At 50.2% G+C, this 18,181-nt stretch carries 23 protein-coding genes; 18 read left to right on the top strand and 5 right to left on the bottom strand.

Annotated features, from left to right (window positions below; all coding sequences use genetic code 11):
- Positions 1-15 precede the first annotated feature (15 nt).
- From AF331_RS02825 to AF331_RS02835, 3 genes are all read right to left on the bottom strand, one after another.
- The gene (locus tag AF331_RS02825) at positions 16-921 is read right to left on the bottom strand and encodes an aminoglycoside phosphotransferase family protein (protein WP_053426668.1); all 906 of its coding nucleotides are present in this window, start codon (positions 919-921) and stop codon (positions 16-18) included.
- On the bottom strand, positions 918-1,835 hold the full coding sequence (locus AF331_RS02830) for an alpha/beta hydrolase (RefSeq protein ID WP_053426669.1): 918 nt from the start codon (positions 1,833-1,835) through the stop codon (positions 918-920). Before AF331_RS02830 ends, AF331_RS02825 begins: the two co-directional genes overlap by 4 nt.
- A gap of 120 nt (positions 1,836-1,955) precedes the next feature.
- Positions 1,956-2,846, bottom strand: coding sequence for a hydroxymethylglutaryl-CoA lyase (locus AF331_RS02835; RefSeq protein WP_053426670.1), 891 nt, complete (start codon positions 2,844-2,846; stop codon positions 1,956-1,958).
- Positions 2,847-3,015: 169 nt separating this feature from the next.
- Here AF331_RS02835 and AF331_RS02840 point away from each other — a divergent pair, with 169 nt between their 5' ends.
- The 4 genes from AF331_RS02840 to AF331_RS02855 all read left to right on the top strand — a co-directional run bounded on the left by AF331_RS02840 (position 3,016) and on the right by AF331_RS02855 (position 5,989).
- On the top strand, positions 3,016-4,206 hold the full coding sequence (locus tag AF331_RS02840) for an acetyl-CoA C-acetyltransferase (RefSeq protein WP_053426671.1): 1,191 nt from the start codon (positions 3,016-3,018) through the stop codon (positions 4,204-4,206).
- 17 nt (positions 4,207-4,223) lie between these two features.
- The gene (locus AF331_RS02845; RefSeq protein WP_053426672.1) at positions 4,224-4,913 is read left to right on the top strand and encodes a CoA transferase subunit A; all 690 of its coding nucleotides are present in this window, start codon (positions 4,224-4,226) and stop codon (positions 4,911-4,913) included.
- A 17-nt stretch (positions 4,914-4,930) separates the two neighbouring features.
- Entirely contained in the window at positions 4,931-5,593 is a 663-nt protein-coding gene (locus AF331_RS02850) for a CoA transferase subunit B (RefSeq protein ID WP_053426673.1), read from the top strand.
- Between the two features lie 159 nt (positions 5,594-5,752).
- The gene (locus AF331_RS02855) at positions 5,753-5,989 is read left to right on the top strand and encodes a YqkE family protein (protein ID WP_048005950.1); all 237 of its coding nucleotides are present in this window, start codon (positions 5,753-5,755) and stop codon (positions 5,987-5,989) included.
- Between the two features lie 42 nt (positions 5,990-6,031).
- Here the strand turns inward: AF331_RS02855 and AF331_RS02860 are convergent, their stop codons facing one another.
- Both AF331_RS02860 and mciZ read right to left on the bottom strand, forming a co-directional pair.
- Positions 6,032-6,952 carry an aldo/keto reductase gene (locus AF331_RS02860; RefSeq protein ID WP_053426674.1) on the bottom strand — a complete coding sequence of 307 codons (921 nt, stop codon included), beginning with the start codon at positions 6,950-6,952 and terminating at the stop codon, positions 6,032-6,034.
- Positions 6,953-7,018: 66 nt separating this feature from the next.
- Complete coding sequence (gene mciZ, locus AF331_RS22110; RefSeq protein WP_222115160.1) at positions 7,019-7,144, bottom strand: Z-ring formation inhibitor MciZ; 126 nt, start codon at positions 7,142-7,144, stop codon at positions 7,019-7,021.
- 85 nt (positions 7,145-7,229) lie between these two features.
- Here mciZ and AF331_RS02870 point away from each other — a divergent pair, with 85 nt between their 5' ends.
- The 14 genes from AF331_RS02870 to AF331_RS02935 all read left to right on the top strand — a co-directional run bounded on the left by AF331_RS02870 (position 7,230) and on the right by AF331_RS02935 (position 18,163).
- Positions 7,230-7,778, top strand: coding sequence for an NUDIX hydrolase (locus AF331_RS02870; RefSeq protein ID WP_053426676.1), 549 nt, complete (start codon positions 7,230-7,232; stop codon positions 7,776-7,778).
- A gap of 104 nt (positions 7,779-7,882) precedes the next feature.
- A complete protein-coding gene (gene spoIIM, locus AF331_RS02875; protein ID WP_053426677.1) occupies positions 7,883-8,536 on the top strand; it encodes a stage II sporulation protein M in 654 nt (217 codons plus the stop codon).
- Between the two features lie 111 nt (positions 8,537-8,647).
- A complete protein-coding gene (gene fur, locus AF331_RS02880) occupies positions 8,648-9,094 on the top strand; it encodes a ferric iron uptake transcriptional regulator (RefSeq protein WP_048005945.1) in 447 nt (148 codons plus the stop codon).
- A 150-nt stretch (positions 9,095-9,244) separates the two neighbouring features.
- Entirely contained in the window at positions 9,245-9,472 is a 228-nt protein-coding gene (locus tag AF331_RS02885; RefSeq protein ID WP_048005944.1) for a YqzK family protein, read from the top strand.
- 6 nt (positions 9,473-9,478) lie between these two features.
- Positions 9,479-10,372: a site-specific tyrosine recombinase XerD gene (gene xerD / locus AF331_RS02890; protein ID WP_053427755.1), complete on the top strand. Its 894-nt coding sequence runs from the start codon at positions 9,479-9,481 to the stop codon at positions 10,370-10,372.
- Positions 10,373-10,558: 186 nt separating this feature from the next.
- A complete protein-coding gene (gene deoB / locus AF331_RS02895) occupies positions 10,559-11,746 on the top strand; it encodes a phosphopentomutase (protein ID WP_053426678.1) in 1,188 nt (395 codons plus the stop codon).
- A gap of 76 nt (positions 11,747-11,822) precedes the next feature.
- Entirely contained in the window at positions 11,823-12,638 is an 816-nt protein-coding gene (locus tag AF331_RS02900) for a purine-nucleoside phosphorylase (RefSeq protein WP_053426679.1), read from the top strand.
- 27 nt (positions 12,639-12,665) lie between these two features.
- A complete protein-coding gene (locus AF331_RS02905; RefSeq protein ID WP_053426680.1) occupies positions 12,666-13,973 on the top strand; it encodes a pyrimidine-nucleoside phosphorylase in 1,308 nt (435 codons plus the stop codon).
- 169 nt (positions 13,974-14,142) lie between these two features.
- Entirely contained in the window at positions 14,143-15,309 is a 1,167-nt protein-coding gene (locus AF331_RS02910; RefSeq protein WP_053426681.1) for a D-alanyl-D-alanine carboxypeptidase family protein, read from the top strand.
- A gap of 107 nt (positions 15,310-15,416) precedes the next feature.
- On the top strand, positions 15,417-15,767 hold the full coding sequence (spoIIAA, locus tag AF331_RS02915) for an anti-sigma F factor antagonist (protein ID WP_053426682.1): 351 nt from the start codon (positions 15,417-15,419) through the stop codon (positions 15,765-15,767).
- A complete protein-coding gene (gene spoIIAB, locus AF331_RS02920) occupies positions 15,768-16,211 on the top strand; it encodes an anti-sigma F factor (RefSeq protein WP_048005938.1) in 444 nt (147 codons plus the stop codon).
- Between the two features lie 12 nt (positions 16,212-16,223).
- Entirely contained in the window at positions 16,224-16,991 is a 768-nt protein-coding gene (sigF, locus tag AF331_RS02925) for an RNA polymerase sporulation sigma factor SigF (protein ID WP_053426683.1), read from the top strand.
- 139 nt (positions 16,992-17,130) lie between these two features.
- Entirely contained in the window at positions 17,131-17,751 is a 621-nt protein-coding gene (locus AF331_RS02930) for a stage V sporulation protein AA (protein WP_048006389.1), read from the top strand.
- The gene (locus AF331_RS02935; protein ID WP_053426684.1) at positions 17,741-18,163 is read left to right on the top strand and encodes a stage V sporulation protein AB; all 423 of its coding nucleotides are present in this window, start codon (positions 17,741-17,743) and stop codon (positions 18,161-18,163) included. Before AF331_RS02930 ends, AF331_RS02935 begins: the two co-directional genes overlap by 11 nt.
- Positions 18,164-18,181 lie beyond the last annotated feature (18 nt).

The following is an 18,181-nucleotide window of genomic DNA, read 5'->3' on the forward strand; positions in this document are numbered from 1 at the left end:
TCGTGTCTCCTTCTGTCAGTGTTCGTCTTGGATGAGTGTGTCGAATAGTTTGGCCAGTTCAATGCCGTTGGATGGGTCGCCGACGCCGTCTTCCGTGCACCAGCTGGCAGAGAGTATAGCGTGGCAAAGACCATAGCGGATCAGTCTCCCGTAGGAAAGGGAAAGGGAAGATGCAAGCGTCCCGGCCCTCAAAGCGAGGAGCGAAAGGGGTTCCGGGTGGTCCTGCCAATGATTGAGCATGAACTGGATGCAGTCATATTCCCGCTCTCCGATCAGTCCTTTCGGATCGATGACCGTCCAGCCGTCCTTGTCTGAATGCAGGATATTGCCGTGATGCAGATCACCGTGCAAAAGATAAAGGGGACCGGCTGTTGAAAGCAACTCGGGGAAAAGGGTTTCAGCCTTTTCAAGCAAATACTCCGGTATGGGGCCGGTTCCTCCACCGTAGCGCTCACGGAGCCTGGAGAGGCCCCTAGACCAATCTGAGACCGTCGGGAAATCTGCATCGTCGTCTGGAAGCTGACGCCAAAGCGCCCCTGCGCATTCAGACCAGATGCCGAGCACGTCCGCTTCCTCCTTTATGGTGTGGAGAGGGGTTCCGGGCTTTACAAGATCAAGGACCATCCAGCCTTCTTCCGGTTTGCCTTCCATCAACTTGACCACACCCGGCCCTTCAAAGGCTTTGAGAGCCAGGTATTCATGGGTGAATTCCTGACCGGGAAACCCTGTCTTCAACACGTAGTCGTGATTGCCATCAGATGCAGGGACGACGAAATGGTAGCTGAGGTCGAATGGCTCCCCGAATGTGAGATTGCGTTCCTGCTTGATGGAGGCGAGCAGCTCTTCCGTCCGGCGGATCCATTCCATGCCCCGCTCCCCGTGAATGGTCACCATCTTTTCAGCAAATGCCTTAGGGATCATGATGCCCCGCCTCCGGTGAAACGCTGAAGGAACTCATCGATGACCTCTTCATATTTCTCTGGATTATCATTATACGATTGGGCGTGTGCGCCTTTGAAATCCATGTATAGTTGCTTGGGTCCCTTTTTCTTTTGGAAAAGCTCCTCCGTCATGCGGGGCAGGATGAAATCATCATCGGCACTGTGGATGAAGAGGATGGGTTTTTTGATCCGGTCCACGACGGCAAGTGGCGCGATGTCCTTCAAGGTATAGCCTTCCCGGAGCTTCAGCATCCCGTTGATGAGGGGGAGGACCGCTTTGGATGGAAGCTTCGCCTCTGCGCTCATCCGGTAGGTCAGCTGCTGGCCGAAGTCGGAATAAGGACAATCCGCGATATAGAAGTCTGCTCTGTCCTCGACGCTCCCTGCATATAGAAGGAGGGTGGCGGCCCCCATGGATTCCCCGTGGATCCCGAATTGGATATCTTCTCCTTCGCGACGGATCAACTCGTCCACCACGGCCTTCAGATCTTGCTTCTCATAATATCCATAGCTCGTCGATTTCCCGCCGGACTTCCCGTGGCGTCGATGGTCATAGATGACGGCATTGAAGCCCCTCTTTAGGAATAGATTCATATACTTCACTGAGTTCCATCTGTTCTCCGTCACACCGTGGCAGAAGATCATGAATTTCCCCTCTGGATACGGGGTGATGAAAACGGCGTTGATGGAATAACCGAAGGGAGAGGTGATGGTGACCTCCTCTTTCGGAAGGGTATTGTATTCACGTTCGATCAGGCGGTTTGCCTGGATCTCCCGTTCGTAAATGTCCTTCTCACCTTTTTTCGGCAAATACATGAAGCGGTTGGTTATGTAGAGGCCGAGCAGGCCCAGGGTGGAGACGGCGCCTCCCAGTACGGCTAACTTCTTCTTCATCTCATGGCTCACCTCGAAACATCATTTTCTTCCATAGTAGCAAATCGGGCTGAAAAGAGAAACGGAGAGCACTCCACAGATAAAAAAAGAGCGCCACCCAAAGGGAGCGCTAAAAGGATATCAAAGACTTAGATTATAGTAACCGCTTTCAATTTTTCGTGAAATGTGGGAAGAGACCTCCCGAATGGCCCCGGTCAGTTTTTCAAGATCAATCCCGGTGGAGATCCCCATGGAGTCCAGCATGTAGACGACGTCCTCCGTTGCAACATTTCCTGTTGCACCCGGTGCGAAAGGACAACCTCCGAGACCGCCCGCCGATGCATCGAACCTGGTGACGCCTGCCTGCATGGAAGCGAGGATGTTGGGCAGGGCCATCTTCCGTGTGTCATGGAAATGCGCCGTCATGAGCACGTCGGGCAATTCACGCTTCAACAGGGAAAAGAGGGAGAATGCCTCGAGGGGATTGGCTTGCCCGATTGTATCCGCGACGCTCAGTTCATCCACCCCGGCATCACGGAACGCCTTACAGATGGCGAGGGTCTCATAGGGATCAACTTTCCCTTCATACGGACAGTGAAATGCCGTCGAGATGCAGGCACGGACGAAATAGTTCCGTTCCTTCATTTCCTTGACTAGAGGCAAGGTCTCCTCCAAGGCCTCCTCCGTCGACTTGTTGATATTCTTCCGATTGAACCCCGAGCTCACGCCCACGAATACGGCGATGGCACGGCATCCTGTTTCATAGACGCGTTCGACCCCTTTCCGGTTCGGTGCCAATACGATGTCACGAGAATCCTCCGTCAGACAGTTTTCCACAATATCATATGCGTCACGCATCTGTGGCACCCATTTCGGGGAAACGAATGAAGTCAGCTCCATCTCCTTGATCCCTGCTGCCTTGAGCTTTCGGATGAAGGCGGCTTTTACTTCAGTCGGCACAAAGTTCTGTTCGTTTTGAAGTCCGTCCCGGGGACCGACTTCGATGATGGTCACTTGTTTAGGTAGTTTCATAATCTCCCTCCTGCTTCTATTGTAGAAATATTCTAATATATAAATCAACTAAAAATTTTTCGTCAAATTTAGAGGGTTTTAAGCGCTTTCATCGAAAACTGTATGATGGGAATGTTTTTATGGTCGAACTCTCTTAAAAACACACCAGATTGTAAGAAAGGGAGGAAGAATGATGTCGAATGAAGTAGTCATCGTCAGTGCAGTCCGGACAGCAATCGGGACATTCAACGGTTCACTGAAGGGCGTATCGGCGCCGGACCTTGGCGCCATTGTGATCAAAGAAGCATTGAATAAAGCGGGGGTGAATCCCGATCAGGTTGATGAAGTGATCATGGGGAATGTGCTTCAGGCCGGCCTTGGGCAGAACCCAGCACGTCAGGCTTCCATCAAGGCGGGACTGCCGGAAACCGTCCCCGCCATGACCATCAATAAAGTATGCGGCTCCGGCCTTAAAACCGTCCACCTGGCAACGCAGGCCATCCTTGCGGGGGATGCGGATATCGTCGTTGCCGGAGGGATGGAGAATATGAGCATGGCCCCCTATTTATTAAAAGGGGCAAGGGACGGCTATAAGATGGGGGATCAAAAAGTGGTCGACAGCATGATTTCTGATGGCCTCTGGTGTGCCTTCAATGATTACCATATGGGCGTCACGGCTGAGAATCTGTGTGATCGGTATGGGTTAACGAGGGAAGAGCAGGATGAATTCGCCGCATGGAGTCAGCAAAAAGCTGTGTCAGCCATCGAAGAAGGAAGATTCGACGATGAAATCGTACCGGTGGAGATTCCGCAGCGAAAAGGGGAAGCAGTCGTATTCCGTCAGGATGAGTTTCCGAGGAAAGGCTCGACGGCCGAAGGACTATCCAAGCTCCGTCCGGCCTTCAAAAAAGAGGGGACGGTCACGGCAGGAAACGCATCGGGAATCAACGACGGTGCAGCAGCAGTGGTGGTCATGTCGAAGAAGAAGGCGGATGAGCTCGGAATCAGCCCCCTTGTCGTGATCAAAGGGAATGCCAGTGCAGGCGTCGATCCGAGTGTGATGGGGATCGGACCGGTTTCGGCGGTGAAGAAGGTTATGGAGAAGACAGGGATGAGCCTTGAAGATATGGGGCTCGTCGAAGCGAATGAAGCCTTCGCGGCCCAATCGCTCGCTGTTGATAAAGAGCTTCATTTCGATAAGGAGTGCCTGAATGTGAATGGTGGGGCGATTGCCCTCGGCCACCCGATCGGTGCGAGCGGGACCAGGATCCTTGTGACCCTCATTCACGAGATGAAGAAGCGAAATGTCACCCACGGTCTTGCCACGCTTTGCATCGGTGGAGGACAGGGCGTCGCGACGATCGTTGAGCTGAATCAATAGAATAAGGAGGGAACGAGATGAAAACCGTATACACATCGTATGATGAAGCTGTGGCCGATATCCAGGACGGGGCCACATTGATGGTAGGAGGCTTCGGCCTGTGTGGGATCCCGGAGAAATTGATCCTGGCCCTTGAAAAGAAAGGCGTCAAGAACTTGACTGTCATCTCGAATAACTGCGGGGTGGATGACTGGGGACTAGGCTTACTATTGAAGAACAAACAGATCGACAAGATGATCGGTTCGTATGTAGGCGAGAATAAAGAGTTCGAACGTCAGGTCCTTTCTGGAGAGCTGGAAGTAGAGCTCGTCCCGCAGGGGACCCTCGCTGAGAAAATCCGTGCGGGCGGAGCCGGCATCCCGGCATTCTACACTCCGGCAGGCGTCGGTACCCCTGTGGCAGAAGGCAAGGAGACGCGCACCTTCAATGGGAAGGAATACCTCCTCGAGGAGGCCTACACCGCCGATTTTTCACTTGTCCGTGCTTGGAAGGGAGATAAGATGGGAAACCTCATCTACAATAAAACCGCCCAAAACTTCAATCCTATGATTGCCGCTGCCGGTAAGGTGACCATCGCCGAGGTGGAAGAGCTTGTGGAAACGGGCAGCATGAACCCGGCGGAGGTCCATACGCCGAGCGTATACGTCCAACGGCTCATTCAAGCCGATCAAGAAAAGCGGATCGAGCGGAGAACGGTAAAATCATAAGAAAGGGAGTGGAGGAAATGGATCGAGGAAGTATGAGGGAGCGGATTGCCAGACGTGCGGAAAAAGAAATCGAGGATGGCTTCTACGTCAACCTCGGCATCGGGATGCCGACGCTCGTAGCCAACTACATCACGGAGAATAAACAGGTGGTCCTTCAATCAGAAAATGGATTACTCGGTATCGGACCGTATCCGACAGAAGAGGAAGTGGATGCAGATCTCATCAACGCAGGGAAAGAAACCGTGACGGCCATTCCCGGGTCAGCGTACTTTGATAGTGCGGAGTCCTTCGCCATGATCCGGGGAGGACATATCAATATCGCCATCCTCGGTGGAATGGAAGTGGCGGAAAATGGTGATCTCGCCAACTGGATGATCCCCGGCAAGATGATCAAAGGGATGGGCGGAGCCATGGACCTTGTCCATGGGGCAAAACGCATCATCGTCATCATGGAGCACGTGAATAAGAGCGGGGAGAGCAAGATCCTCAAGGAATGCACCCTTCCGCTTACAGGCAGGGGCGTCGTGGATCGCATCATCACCGATCGTGCCGTGATGGACGTCACAGATGAAGGGCTGGTTCTCCGGGAAGTGGCCAACGGGTTCAGCGTGGACGACATCAAGTCATCAACGGCTGCGGACCTCATCGTCCATGATGATGTAAAGCTTGAAGCCTATTGATTCCGAATGAAAGAGAGTCGTGAATTAGGAAGACCGGGTTTTCGATACCCGGTCTTTTTTTAATTGACACCCGAACTCCCTTTTCCTGAACGAATTGTTGCAAGATAGTGGACTTATGAGGTCGGACGTTTTATAACTAAGGGGTGGGGAGGGATCGAGATGTCAAAGAAAAAGAAACAGGAAGCAGAACTGACGCTCAAACATTCCATCAATGCCGATCTATTCGAGCAGCTTAAACATAAGAAGCAGGAGCTTGAGAACGAAGAGGCCGACAAGAAAGCCGAAGAACGGCGCTTGAAGGCAGAAGAGCAAAAGCGTCGGGAGAAGAATAAAAGCTTCGAGGAGCTCTTGAATGAGAGCAGCATGAATTGGAAAGAGTTCAAAGATCGAGGATAAAGAGAAAGGGACGGCTATGGATAGCCGTCCCTTTCCTATGGATCAGTCCCTGTGGGCATCATATCTGGAAGATGTGGTCAAATCCTTCAGGAGCTTGACTTCTTCATCCGTGAGCGGATCAGCATTCACCGCGTCGATGTTTTGAGCGAGCTGCTCCTTTGAGCTTGCTCCTGCGATGACCGAAGCGACCGACGGGTGGGAGAGCACGTACTGAAGGGCAAGTTCATTCATGCTTCTAGAGTCCAGTCTCTCTTTAATGGACGAAAGCGTTTGTTCCAGTTCACCGTAAGAATAGTCCAGATAGCCCTTCTCCCGGACGTTCTCCGAGGCTTTTGCCAGCATCCGCTCTGAAAGCATCCCTTTGGCAAGGGGCCCTCTCGCCACAATGCTTGCACCATGCTCCTCAAGGAGGGGCATCCATTCTTCAGGGCGGCGGTCGAGGAGGCTGTACTGCATCATGATGCTCTGGATATCGGCGTGTGAAAGGAAACGTTTGATCACATTCGGACGGATGGACGAAATTCCATACGCCCGGATCAAGCCTTCTTTTTTCAGCGTTTCAAAAGCCTCGATGGCTTCTTCATAAGGGTCTTCGATCGTGCCACCGTGAAGCTGATACAGATCGATATAGTCGACACCCAGGCGGCGAAGGCTGTCCTTTACGGCTTTCTCTATGTAGCTTTTGGAAGGATCCCAGCGCCACCCATCATCCACATCGTCCCAGCGGTTCCCGACTTTGGTCGCGAGGATTACTTGGTCCCTGCGCCCCTTCAAGGCTTGTCCCACAATTTTTTCATTCTGTCCAAAATCATATAAATCGGCGGTATCTAGATAGTTCACGCCATGGTCCAGTGCATAGCGGACGATCTCCACCGCCGATTGTTCCTCCGTCCCGAGGGACATGCATCCGAGTCCGAGTTTTGATACATATAGACCGGAGTTTCCAAGTTCTCTCTTATCCACTATTCATCCATCCCTTCCGATACTCTTTCCTCTATTATATTAACGGATGGGGGACGGGATAAACAATTAACGGGACTCGGAATGCATCGCTTTGATCCAATCATGGACCGTATCGAACCGGAGACTGTATTCCTTCAACTTCCTTCTGATCTCCCACGCCTTGCCTTTAAGGATGACACGATCTTTATCCACCAGAATCTCCAAGAATTCCACCCCGATTCGGAAGTATGGTAGAATGTATGAAGAATCCAGCGTTGAAAGAACAGGAGAGTCGCAAATGAGTAAATTCGAAGAAAAAACGATCCAGTCGGAAACCGTATACGAAGGAAAGATCATCAACCTTCAGATTGATGAAGTGGAGCTCCCGAACGGAAAGACCTCCAAACGTGAACTGATCAAGCATCCGGGCGCGGTGGCAGTAATCGCCCTCACGGAAGAAGGAAAGATCGTCATGGTCGAGCAGTACCGCAAAGCCTTGGAGAAAGCCATTATTGAAATCCCTGCAGGTAAGCTTGAGCCTGGTGAAGAGCCTGCCCTTACAGCAGAGAGGGAGCTTGAAGAGGAAACGGGATATGGATGCGGAAAGCTTGAGCATTTGATTTCCTTCTACACTTCCCCGGGATTCGCTGATGAACTAGTGCATCTGTACGTCGCAAAGGATCTGTATAAAATGGAAGATGCGAAGGGTCCGGATGAAGATGAATTCGTCGAGCTCTTGGAAGTGGGGCTGGAGGAAGCGAAGGCACTCATGAAGGAAAAGAAAATCTATGACGCCAAGACGGCGTATGCCATTCAGTATCTTGAACTACAGGCGGCAGCGCGCTGATCCTTTCCATACAGGTCCCTTTCGGTCATCCGGGAGGGATCTTGTCATATGTCTGGGTGCTCCCTCATATAGATTAGTAATCGATGTCTAGGAGGAGCACAGTGATGCGTAAAAAATTTTCCCAATCCAATCCACTAATCCAACATGTACAAGCCCATTCCTCGATCTATTTATTCATGATCACATTATTCCTCATGGGTGTGATCTTCGGTGCCATCGTCGTCAATTCCCTGTCTTTCGCCCAGAAAGAAGATCTGTATCTTTATCTGGGGAAATTCTTCACCGAGATAGAAGGGGGGAGGATGACTTCTTCCGAAGATATGTTCAGGCAAAGCTTCCTTCATAATGTGAAGTCGCTTGGCATCCTTTGGTTGCTCGGGATTTCGATCATCGGACTTCCGCTGATCTTCGTTCTCGTGTTCATGAAGGGGGTCGTGGTCGGTTTTTCCGTAGGCTTTCTCGTGAACCAGATGGGCTGGAGTGGCTTCCTGCTGTCATTCGTCAGCATCCTTCCACAAAACATCATCATCATCCCGGCTTTCATCTTCATAGGAGCAGTGAGCGCAAGTTTTTCCATCACGTTGATCAGGAAGATTTTCATGAGGGGACAAACGTCCATGCAGTTGCCCATGATCCCGTTCTTTTCACGATACGTGGTATTCCTTGTGGCAGCCATCGCCGTCATTACGGTGGCAGCGGGAGTGGAGGCGTACCTTTCTCCGAGTCTGATGGAAACGGTTATTTCAAAAATCAAGTAAATCCATTCTTATATAAGAATCATTCTACTTTTTTGTTTGTAATAATTTTATTTTGCTTATTCCTCCCTTTTTGTTATAATAAACTAGATATTGACGGGGGAGGAAGGGACCATGGAAAGCCGTATCGAACGAATCAAAAAGCACCTTCACTCAGCCAGTTACAAGCTTACACCCCAGCGTGAAGCGACTGTGCGGGTGCTGCTCGAACATGAAGAAGACCACCTCAGTGCCGAAGATGTATACCTCCTCGTTAAGGAAAAATCTCCGGAAATCGGACTTGCCACGGTGTACCGCACCCTGGAGCTGTTGTCCGAGCTGAAAATTGTGGATAAAATCAACTTTGGCGATGGAGTATCACGTTATGATCTTCGCCAAGAAGGAGCTGCCCACTTCCATCATCATCTCGTATGCATTGAATGTGGAGCAGTGGATGAAATTCAGGAAGACTTATTGGAAGACGTTGAAAACATTGTGGAACGTGACTGGAAGTTTAAAATAAAAGACCACAGATTGACCTTTCATGGCATTTGCTCAAGATGCCAGGATAATGAAGAGTAATCGAAGCCCCGGGGATCCCGTCGCAAGCATGCGATATACATAATCTTCGGGGCTTTTTGCCGGGAAACCGCCTAAACTTTCATCCGTTCAGGTATAAAATGAAGGAAAACCGTCATAGCTTGTATTAATAGATGACGGGGAGGATGGAAGATGGGTAAAGGAGTCCGGATGATCTGGCAGACGCTGAAGGTGTTTATCCTTTTTACGGGATCGACGATCCTTTTTTATTACGGCATCATGTGGATCGGTGAAGAATACGAAGGGTATCACCGATATGATGAACCGGAGGGGTCGGCCGTGAAAGTTTCCTCGGCGGTTGCAGACGAGGAAGCACACTGGTATGATCGATTATTATTTTTTTATACGAACGGGGAGTAATGGATGTTGGAAGACCATATAGAAGATTACATGCATTTCTTAACAGTGGAAAAAGGGCTTTCGAAGAACACGATTGATTCCTACAAGCGCGATCTGAAGAGCTACTCCCTCTATATTAAGAATGTAGAAGGAATGGAAGGCTGGAATGAAGTGTCACGTGTGAACATCGTCCAGTTCCTCGGTCATCTTGGTGATCAGGGGAAATCGTCGAAGACTGTGGCAAGGCATGTCGCTTCGATCCGCTCATTCCACCAGTTCCTTTTAAGGGAGAAGGCCGTGGAGCAGGATCCGACGGTCCATCTCGAAACACCGCGGACCGAACGCAAGCTTCCCAAGATCCTGAGCTTATCCGAGGTGGAAGCGCTCCTGGAGGCGCCCGATGCCTCCACCCCTCTCGGCATGAGGGATAAGGCCATGCTTGAGCTCTTATACGCAACGGGTATCCGTGTGAGTGAACTCATTGGTATGAAGCTCGATGATCTTCACCTCAATATGGGCTTCATCCGCTGTATAGGAAAGGGGAATAAGGAAAGGATCATTCCCATCGGCCAGACGGCGATGAATGTACTCGGGGATTATCTCGAACATTCTCGTCTGAAGCTCAGGTCGGGGAGAGAACGGGATGATCACCTTTTTCTGAACCATCATGGCCGCGGGATGAGCAGGCAGGGGTTCTGGAAAAATCTCAAGGCCCTGCAGAAAAAGGCCAATATTGAGAAGGAACTCACGCCTCATACATTACGGCATTCATTCGCCACGCATCTCCTTGAAAATGGAGCCGATCTGCGGGCGGTTCAGGAAATGCTCGGACATGCCGATATTTCCACCACACAAATCTATACGCACGTGACAAAGACCCGTCTGAAGGATGTGTATACAAAATTCCATCCAAGGGCTTAGGGGAGGGGAGATCCCGCAAAATTTGCGGGATCTCCCTTGTATTTTTTTGAAGGGGAAAGTAGAATATAGATGTCAGACTTCTGACGTTGTATCGTTCTGATTCACGCTCAGTGGCAGAGGGTACACTACTAGCATTGATGAAAATGTAACCGTTTTAAAGGCGGTTGTTTACAGGAGGCAGATAATATGAGCAGCTATACATACAAAAGGGTCCACCTGATCGTGATGGATTCAGTGGGAATAGGGGAAGCACCCGATGCGGACCTGTTCGATGATAAAGGGGCCGATACCCTCGGTCACATCGCGGAACACATGAATGGGCTTCATATGCCCAATATGGCCAAGCTGGGTCTGAGCAACATCCGTGAAATCAAGGGGATCGACAAGGCTGAAAAGCCTCTTGCCCACTACACGAAAATGCAGGAGGCATCCGTAGGGAAAGACACCATGACAGGCCACTGGGAAATCATGGGCTTGAACATTGATACGCCGTTCAAAACCTATCCGGAAGGCTTCCCGGAAAAGCTCATCCAGAAACTGGAGGCGGAAACGGGCAGGACCGTCATCGGGAACAAACCTGCAAGCGGAACGGCCATCATTGATGAACTGGGGAAAGAACATATGGAGACCGGTGCCCTGATTGTGTACACATCCGCCGATCCCGTTCTTCAGATTGCTGCACATGAAGACATCATTCCCATTGAAGAACAATACCGCATCTGTGAAATTGCAAGGGAACTCACGAAGGATGATGAATTCCTCGTTGGACGTGTCATCGCCCGCCCGTTCATCGGTGAGCCGGGTGCTTTCAAAAGAACATCGAATCGACATGACTATGCATTGAAACCATTCGATCGCACCGTTATGAACGAACTGAAGGATGCGGGATATGATGTGATTGCCATCGGGAAGATCTCCGATATCTATAACGGGGAAGGGGTCACGGATTCAGTTCGGACAAAGGACAATATGGACGGAATGGATGGATTCATCCGCACCATGGACCAGCCGTTTACAGGCTTGAGCTTCCTGAATCTAGTCGACTTTGACGCCCAGTTCGGCCATCGACGCGATCCTGAAGGTTATGGGAAAGCATTGGAAGAATTCGATGCCAGGCTACCAGAGGTTTTTGAGAAAATGACCGAGGAAGATCTTCTGATTATCACGGCTGATCACGGGAATGATCCGACGGCCCCTGGAACGGACCATACGCGTGAATATGTGCCGCTTCTTGCTTATTCAAAGCGATTCAGCGGAGAGGGTGAAGAGCTTCCTGTGAGGAAGACATTCGCCGATATCGGGGCTACGGTTGCCGATAACTTCAATGTGAAACATCCAAAGTTCGGGGAAAGCTTCCTGACATCACTGAAATAAGGTTCCACACGTTGAATGTTAGATGGCCGGGCAGCAGCTGCCGCCACCAATATAGAGAGGTAAAGGAGAGGTGACCATGAAATACGAACAAATTGAAAGAGCCGCACGCTACCTGAACGAACGATTCACCAAGACACCGAAAATTGGCTTGATCTTGGGTTCCGGACTCGGAGTACTGGCAGATGAGATCGAAGAGCCTGTTAAGATCCCCTACAATGAAATACCCGACTTCCCTGTTTCCACAGTGGAAGGACATGCGGGTCAGCTTGTGTACGGCGGACTTTCAGGTCAGGAAGTCGTGGCGATGCAGGGGCGCTTCCATTTCTACGAGGGATATGACTTTGATAAAGTAACCTTCCCGGTGCGCGTAATGAAGGAGCTTGGAGTCGAGATTCTGATCGTAACGAATGCGGCTGGAGGCGTCAATGAGAGCTTCAAGGCAGGCGACCTTATGATCATTACGGATCATATCAACAATATGGGTGGGAATCCCCTCATCGGCCCGAATGACTCCCGCATGGGTCCCCGCTTCCCGGATATGTCGGAAGCTTATTCCAGGGATCTTCGCCAGCTTGCCAAGGAAATTGCAGGTAAGATTTCCATTAATGTGCAGGAAGGGGTGTACGTTGGCAATACAGGTCCTACGTATGAAACACCTGCAGAAGTCCGCCTGGCACGTGTCCTGGGAGGCGATGCCGTCGGAATGTCCACCGTTCCCGAAGTCATCGTGGCCCGTCACGGCGGTATGAAGGTTCTCGGGATCTCATGTATTTCCAATATGGCTGCAGGAATCCTGGATCAACCCTTGTCCCATGATGAGGTCATGGAGACGACCGAACTGGTCCGTGCCAACTTCCTTTCGTATGTAAAAGAAATCGTCAAGTCATTGTAAGCTAATACGTATAAGTGGGTGAAAGTGATGAGAATGGTTGACCTAATAGAGAAAAAACGTGATGGAAAAGAACTGACGACGGAGGAAATCAACTTCATCGTAAATGGATATACAGAAGGATCCATTCCGGATTATCAGGTTAGCGCCTTGACCATGGCGATCTTCTTCAAGGATATGACCGAAAGGGAGCGTGCCGATTTAACCATGGCGATGGTGGAGTCGGGGGATCAGATCGACCTCTCCGCCATAGAAGGCATCAAAGTGGATAAACACTCGACGGGTGGCGTCGGTGATACGACGACCCTCGTACTTGGCCCCCTTGTAGCGGCCGTTGGAGTACCTGTGGCGAAGATGAGCGGCCGCGGGCTCGGGCATACGGGCGGGACCATTGATAAGCTTGAAGCCATCGAAGGCTTCCATGTGGAAATCGAAAATGACGAATTCATCCGTCTTGTGAACAAAAACAAGCTGGCTGTCATCGGACAGAGTGGAAACCTGACCCCTGCTGATAAAAAGCTGTACTCGCTTCGAGACGTAACGGCGACGGTGAATAGCATACCGCTGATCGCAAGCTCTATCATGAGCAAAAAGATCGCAGCAGGAGCCGACGCCATTGTACTCGACGTCAAAACCGGAGCAGGCGCCTTTATGAAGACTCTTGAAGACTCCAAAGAGCTCGCCGGTGCCATGGTCAATATCGGAAATAATGTTGGTCGGAAAACGATGGCCGTCATCTCTGATATGAGTCAGCCCCTCGGGTTTGCCATCGGGAATGCCCTCGAGGTGAAGGAAGCAATCGATACGCTGAAGGGTGAAGGACCGGAAGACTTGACTGAACTTTGTTTGACCCTTGGAAGTCACATGGTCTACCTGGCCGAACAGGCGAATTCCATTGAAGAAGCACGGGAACGATTGATAAAAGCCATGAAGGATGGATCCGCCCTTGAAAGCTTCAAGGTCTTCCTCGCCTCTCAAGGGGGAGACGCATCCATCGTGGATGAACCAGCAAAACTCCCTCAGGCTGCCCACGTGAGTGAACTGCCTGCCAAGGAATCAGGATATGTATCCGAGATCATCGCAGATGCCGTCGGAACTGCAGCCATGTGGCTCGGAGCGGGACGGGCGACGAAGGATTCCGTCATCGACCTTGCCGTCGGCCTCGAGCTCAGGAAAAAGATCGGTGACCCTGTAGAGGCAGGGGAATCATTGGTGACCATATACAGCAATGATGAAGCTGAACTGGAACGGGTGAAAGAAAAGCTATATGAAAGCATCAAGCTATCTCCTGAGAAAGTAGCAGCACCGACCTTGATCCACACAGAAATCACACATTGATTACCAGCACCACCTTCCTGAAAACGGAAGGTGGTTTTTTTGTGCTTTGAGACAGTGAGAATCCACAACATCTGCAGAGAATTTTCGGAAGCCTTTGTATAAAAAGGTCTATGTTGGAAAAAATGGTGATAGAAGTTTTGAATATTGAAGATGAATGGAGGATCTTAACATGAAACGTGTACTGTCTATCCTGACGCTATGTTTCTTTATTTTTTCATTGAACCCCGTATCGGGATTTGCTGAGGAGAAGAAGTCCGAACTTGCTGAAGTGGCAAAATCAGCGGTCCTGATCGAAAGGGATACGGGCTCTGTCCTATACGATAAGAACAGTCATGAACGCTTGGCTCCGGCATCCATGACAAAGATCATGACCATGATCCTGATCATGGAGGCAATCGAGAATGGCCAGATCGACTGGAAAGACAAGATCCGCACCAGTGAACATGCAGCATCGATGGGCGGGTCACAGATCTTCCTTGAGCCGGGTGAAACAATGTCTGTGGAGGAAATGCTGAAAGGAATCGCCATCGGTTCTGCCAATGACGCATCCGTCGCCATGGCGGAGCATCTCGCAGGCAGTGAAAAAGGCTTCGTTGAGAAAATGAATGCCAAGGTAAAGGAACTGGGATTGAAGGACACCCAGTTTAAAAATCCAACCGGACTTCCGTCAAAGGGCCATTACAGTTCTGCCCATGATATGGCCATGATGGCAAAGGAATTACTGAGATATGAAGGGATCACGAAGTTCACCGGAAGCTATGAATCGTATCTCAGGGAGAATACAGATAAGAAGTTCTGGCTGGTGAATACCAATAAACTTGTCCGTTTCTATGATGGAGTGGACGGTCTTAAAACCGGCTTCACCAACGAGGCGAAATATTGTCTCACCGCCACGGCGAAAAAAGGCAATATGAGGGTCATCGCCGTCGTGTTCGGTGCACCGTCCCCTAAGGACCGCAACAACGAAGTGAGCACCATGCTGGATTACGCCTTCAATCAATATCAAACCAAGCCCCTCTATAAAAAGGGTGACGACATAGGCGAAGCCAAAGTGTCGAAAGGGAAGGATCGCAAACTCCAAGCCGTCACACAAGAGCCTGTGTCAATCCTGACTCAAAAAGGAGAGAAACTTGATAAGGTAGAGCAGAAGGTGAGCATTGCAGATGAGGTGAAGGCCCCGGTCAAGAAAGGGGACGAAATCGGTAAGCTCGTCATCATGAACAAAGGGAAGAAGGTACTTGAAACACCACTTGTGGCAAAGAGCGATGTGAAGAAGGCAAGCTGGTGGGACTTCTATAAACGAAGCATGAGCATGTTCACCAAGACCGATCTATAAACATTGACTAATTATGGCGAATTCCTTCTAGTTTTGTCATCAGGAAGGATTCTTGAAAAAGAATAGCGAAATCACTCACTATAAGACAGAGAAGGAGGCTTTCTATAGTGAGTCTTGCTATTGACCTAGAAGTGAAAAGTGACGTCCTGTGCATCCGTCTGAGCGGGGAGTTGGATCATCATACCGCCGATGAATTAAGGGAAAGGGCATCCGCCCTGATCGAGAATGAAAATATCCGCCATATCATCCTGAACCTTGAAGAACTGAGCTTCATGGATAGTTCCGGCTTGGGCGTCATCCTGGGCCGCTACAAACAAATCAAGCAAAAACATGGAGAGATGGTCGTTTGTGCCATTTCTCATTCAGTCAACCGCCTTTTTGAGATGTCAGGTCTATTCAAGATCATTCGTCTTGAACCGTCTGAAGAAAATGCATTGCAACGATTGGGGGTCGCTTGAATGAGGAATGAAATGAGTATCCAGTTCAGTTCAGTGAGTCAGAATGAGTCCTTTGCCCGTGTAACCGTGGCATCCTTCATCGCGCAGCTTGATCCGACTATGGATGAACTCACGGAAATTAAAACCGTCGTCTCCGAGGCCGTCACCAATGCCATCATCCACGGCTACGAAAACAAACCGACGGGCCAGGTATTCATCTCTGTCATCATGGAAGAAGATGGCTACATCGATATGACCATCCGAGATGAAGGGATCGGGATCGGGGATGTGGATGAAGCACGCCAGCCCTTATATACATCGAAGCCGGAACTTGAACGCTCTGGCATGGGCTTCACAATCATGGAAAACTTCATGGATGAAATCGAAATATCCTCACACCCAGGTACAGGCACCACGGTAAGGCTGAAAAAGCACTTAACCAATAGTAAAACGCTATGCAATTAAGGAGTCGTGCCCATGGATGTCGAAGTGAAAAATGAAAAGGAAAAGGCGCAGCCATTCTTAAAGGATCACGAGGTCAAGGAACTGATAAAACTCAGTCAAGATGGTGATCAGGGAGCGAGGGACATTATTGTCCAGAAGAATATGCGGCTGGTCTGGTCTGTTGTCCAGCGTTTCCTCAATCGGGGGTACGAGCCGGATGATCTGTTCCAAATCGGTTCCATCGGCCTTCTTAAATCCGTTGATAAATTTGACTTGAGTTATGATGTGAAATTCTCCACCTATGCGGTCCCTATGATCATCGGGGAGATCCAGCGCTTCATCAGGGACGATGGCACCGTCAAGGTGAGCCGGTCCCTCAAAGAAATGGGGAATAAGATCCGGAAGGCGAAGGACGAGTTGTCGAAAACCTTCGGAAGGGTGCCGACTGTCAACGAACTGGCCGAACATCTGGAGTATTCCCCGGAAGAAGTCATCATGGCGCAAGAAGCCAGCAGGGCTCCATCTTCCATCCATGAAACGGTCTATGAAAACGACGGCGATCCCATCACATTACTGGATCAGATCGCCGATCAGACCGACTATAAATGGTTTGATAAAATCGCCCTGAAAGAAGCGATATTGGAACTGGATGAACGAGAGCGCCTGATCGTGTACCTCCGCTATTACAAAGATCAAACCCAGTCGGAGGTGGCCGAGCGGCTAGGCATTTCACAGGTGCAAGTATCACGGCTTGAAAAGAAAATCCTCAAGTCGATGAAGGAACAAATGAATACAGAATGAAAACCCGCAGGACCCTTGAATAAAGGGGCCTGCGGGCTTTTTGGTGTGGAGAGGAAACAGGGCGTTTACATAAATAATTTTTGAACATCCATACTATGGGTAACAAGGTGAAAATCAAGGAAATCAGGAAGTGAGTATGTTGGAGAACGTTCTGTATATCCGATTGCGCCACCGGATCCAAGTGAGGGAAGAGAGTTTAGTGAAATTGGGGCAGATTGCCCAGCTCATCGCACCGGAGCCGATTTTGGAAAGCATCAGAGACATACCTGTCCATCACGTTACAGTGGAAGATAAAAACATCATCGTGGTGGATGTGATGACGGCCATCAGGCGCATTAATGCCGTCCATCCCTCTCTCGATATCCAAACGATCGGTCCGGTCCAAACAATCATCGAAGTGGTGTATGAAAAGAAAAAGGTATCCCTTCCCCTTTTCGCAGGCGTCTGGCTCCTCTTATTCATCGGAACGGCGCTCGCCATCATCAACTTCCATGAAGATGTGAGCATGAGGGAAGTTCATCAGCGCATGTATTTTTTCATTACCGGTCGAGTAGACCCACATCCGCTGATCTATCAAATCCCCTATTCCATCGGTCTGGGACTCGGGATGATTCTGTTCTTCAATCATGTGTTCAAAAAACGGATCAATGAAGAACCAAGCCCCCTAGAAGTAGAGATGTTCAACTACCAGCAGGACCTTGATCAGTATGTCATCATGCATGAAAACAAAGAAAGTCAGAAAAAGCTCGATGACCATTAAAATCCTCCTGGCACTGTTTGTTGGGTTCGGAGGGGGACTTGCTGTAGGCTCGGGGCTGGTGGCATTCTTGACGGTCCTCGGGATCATCCCCAGGCTTACACAGTTGACGAAAACGATGAAAATGATCCATTCCTATGAATGGGCAGTCGTGACGGGGGCGCTTTCGGGCACGGTCATCTCACTGAATGATTTTACGCTTCACACAGCCGCCATCATCCTGATTCCCATCGGTGCAGCAAGCGGCATTTTCATCGGTTTGATGGCAGCTGCCCTGACGGAGGTGCTCAATGTATTTCCCATCCTGGCAAAAAGGATCGGGATCGAAAGCCAGATCATCACGCTCATCATGGCCATTGTCCTGGGCAAGATCGCAGGGTCCCTATTCCATTGGCTGTACTTGGTACAGCCGTAATCAAAAGCAGAGGCGGTC

The organism is Rossellomorea marisflavi, assembly GCF_001274775.1.
GTDB lineage: Bacteria > Bacillota > Bacilli > Bacillales > Bacillaceae_B > Rossellomorea > Rossellomorea marisflavi.